We start from the raw sequence: 3,169 nt of genomic DNA, 5'->3' as shown, positions 1-3,169 counted from the left end.
CCGGCGATGGGCTCACCGCCGCGAGGCGACGTGGAAGGAGACGAGGTAGGCCAGCAGGGTCGCCGGGTAGAGCTGGCCGATGATCGCCTCGATGTTGCTCAGGCTGCGCGCGATGGGATGGACCGGGACGACGTCGCCGAAGCCGACGGTGGTCAGGGTCGTGAAGCTGAAATAGACGAACTCGCTGGGCAACGGCAGCTCGTCGATCACTTTCATGCCCTTGAACGATCCGGGATGGGCGAGGTCGACCAGCGTATACAGGGCCACGAACAGCAGACCGATGGCGAGGTAGAGCAGGACGGCGCCGATCACCCGGTGATAGGTGATGCGCCCGGGCGAGAGCACGGCGCGGCCCACCACCCAGATGATGACGGCGGCGACCAGCAGCCGGCCCAGCCCCTCGAGGAAGATGTCCACGCTGGCCGGGCCGCCGCGCAGGTGGAGGATGAAGGCCACGACGTTGAGGCCGACCGCTGCCACGAGGCAGATCACCGGGATGATGCTGCGCGACAGGAACAGCAACCCAAGCGCCAGCACGGTGAGCAGCGTCGCGCGATAGGGCCGGATGTTGATCAGGTGAGCCGAGCCGAGCGGCGCCACGACGAACAGGTCGAGCAGCAGGAGCGGGGTCAGGCCGGCCAGAGCCCAGTCGCGCCAGTGGTCGGGTGCCTCCTTCGCGAGCGTAGTCAGCCTTTTGAAGCTCATCGGTACGCCGACCTTCCCCGCCCACCCTCGACCTTGTCAATCGCCCGCCTGCCGGCATTGCCCGATTGACCCGCTTCGCCGGGTCTGTAGGGATGGATCGGGAAAAACGAGGAAGCCCGATGAGACAGAAAGCCGCCACCGTCCCCGCCGCTCCGCGGCCCGACCTCGATGCCGAGCTCAACAACCTCGCCATGTCGAAGGCGGCGCAGCCGCTGTTCGATGCGGTGAAGAGGCACATCGACGAGAACGTGGCGCCGATGGCCGAGGAGTTCTATCGCCTGGGCGAGAACCGCAAGGATCCGTGGAGCTGGGCGCCGGGCCAGCTGGAGCTGCTCGAGGTCGCCAAGAACAAGGCCAAGGCGTCCGGCCTGTGGAATTTCTTCCTGCCGAGCCACAACGACATCGGCCGCGGCCTCACCAACCTCGACTATGCCTACATCGCCGCCGAGCTCGGCAAGCAGCCGCTGGCGTCGGAGACGCTGAACTGCTCGGCCCCCGACACCGGCAACATGGAGGTGCTGGAGCGCGTCGGCACGCCCGAGCAGAAGGAGAAGTGGCTGAAGCCGCTGCTCAACGGCGAGATTCGCTCGGCCTTCGCCATGACCGAGCCCGGGGTCGCCTCGTCCGACGCCAAGAACATCGAGACGCGCGCCGAGCTGGTCGGCAACGAATGGGTGATCAACGGCGAGAAGTACTACATCTCCGGCGCCGGCGATCCGCGCTGCAAGATCATGATCACCATGGTCAAGACCAGCCCCGAAGCCTCGCCGCAGTTCCAGCAGTCGCAGATCCTCGTCCCGAAGGACACGCCCGGCGTCCACATCCTCGGGCCCATGCACGTGTTCGGCCATGACCACGCGCCGCGCGGCCACATGCACATCAAGTTCGACAATGTCCGCGTGCCGGCCGAGAACATCCTGCTGGGCGAGGGCCGCGGCTTCGAGATCTCGCAGCTCCGCCTGGGGCCGGGCCGCATCCATCACTGCATGCGCTCGATCGGCCAGGCCGAGAAGGCGCTCGACCTGCTGGTCAAGCGCGGCTCCAAGCGCGTCGCCTTCGGCAAGCCGCTGATCCAGCTCGGCAAGAACCTCGAGACCGTGTCGCGCGCCCGCATCGAGATCGAGGCGATGCGGCTGATGGTGCTGAAGGCCGCCAAGGCGATGGACGTGCTGGGCAACCGCGAGGCGCGGGTGTGGGTCAGCATGGTGAAGGCGATGGTGCCGGAGAAGGTCTGCACCATCATCGACCAGGCGATCCAGATCCACGGCGCCACCGGTATCTCGCAATGGACGCCGCTCGCCGAGATGTACGTCAACCAGCGCCATCTGCGCTTCGCCGACGGGCCGGACGAGGTCCATCACATGGTGGTCGGCCGCGCCGAGATGAGCCGGCACTGACCATGCGGTACGGTTTCTACCTGCCGACCCGCGGGCCGACGGCGACGCGCGACGGCGTCCTGGCGCTCGCCCGCGAGGGCGAGCGGCTCGGCTTCCACTCGGCGATGATCGCCGACCACATCGTCTTCCCGGTCGAGAGCAAGTCGGAGTATCCCTACACGATCGACAAGAAGCATCCCGGCGGCGGTGATGCGCTCGAGACCTTTTCCATCCTGGGCGTGGTGGCGGGCGCCACCGAGCGCCTGCGGCTGGTCACCTCGGTGCTGGTGCTGCCCTATCGCAATCCGGTGCTGACCGCCAAGATGGTGGCGACGCTCGACGTGCTGTCGGGCGGCCGCGTCACCCTGGGCGTCGGCGTCGGCTGGCTGGAGGAGGAGTTCCGGGCGCTGGCCAGCCCCGACTTCGCACGCCGCGGCGCCGTGACAGACGAATGGCTGGCCATCTTCAAGCAGCTCTGGACGACCTCGCCCGCGACCTTCAAGGGCAAGTTCTACCACTACGCCGACATCCGCTGCGAGCCGTTCCCCCTGCAGAAGCCCTATCCGCCGATCTGGGTCGGCGGCCATTCGCCGGCTGCGCTCCGCCGTACGGCGCGCCACGGTGACGGCTGGCACCCGGTCGGCGCCATCGCCGCCTCGCCGCTGCCGCCGCAGGAGATGCGCGCCCACATCGACACGCTGAAGCGGCTGTGCGACGGCGAACGCCGCGACTTCTCCAAGCTCGCTATCTCCTACAAGGCGCCGCTCTACGATGTCGGCATTCCCGACCGCGACGGCACGCGACGCAGCTTCTCCGGCAGCCCCGACGAGATCGCCGGAGACATCCGTTCGTACGCCGCGATCGGCGTGCACGAGCTGATCTTCGATTGCCGCGGCGAATCGATCGCCGCCAGCATCGAGCGCCTGCAACGCTTCGCCGCCGAGGTGATCCCGCTGGTGGGCTGACTTCCTCCCCCGTAGTCGGGGGAGGTGCCCCGTCATACGGGGCGGAGGGGTCATGAATCATGTGGACCGCGGGCGGCGCGCCCGCTCCTGAGAAGAGCGGGCGAGTCGCCCCCCGTCCAAGAG

3 protein-coding genes are annotated in these 3,169 nt (G+C 67.9%); 2 read left to right on the top strand and 1 reads right to left on the bottom strand.

What is annotated here, in order from left to right:
• Nucleotides 1–12: 12 nt before the first annotated feature.
• The gene (locus tag AB7O82_RS37920) at nt 13–705 is read right to left on the bottom strand and encodes a potassium channel family protein (protein ID WP_428549938.1); all 693 of its coding nucleotides are present in this window, start codon (nt 703–705) and stop codon (nt 13–15) included.
• A 119-nt stretch (nt 706–824) separates the two neighbouring features.
• Between AB7O82_RS37920 and AB7O82_RS37915 the strand changes: the two genes are divergently transcribed.
• Both AB7O82_RS37915 and AB7O82_RS37910 read left to right on the top strand, forming a co-directional pair.
• Nucleotides 825–2,102, top strand: a complete 1,278-nt coding sequence (locus tag AB7O82_RS37915; protein ID WP_428549935.1) for an acyl-CoA dehydrogenase family protein — start codon at nt 825–827, stop codon at nt 2,100–2,102.
• A 2-nt stretch (nt 2,103–2,104) separates the two neighbouring features.
• A complete protein-coding gene (locus AB7O82_RS37910) occupies nt 2,105–3,046 on the top strand; it encodes an LLM class F420-dependent oxidoreductase (protein ID WP_428621916.1) in 942 nt (313 codons plus the stop codon).
• Nucleotides 3,047–3,169: the final 123 nt, after the last annotated feature.

The organism is Reyranella sp., from assembly GCF_050185545.1.
Lineage (GTDB): Bacteria > Pseudomonadota > Alphaproteobacteria > Reyranellales > Reyranellaceae > Reyranella.
Note: the sequence above shows the minus strand (reverse complement) of the source record. Positions and strands in the feature narration are given on the sequence as shown.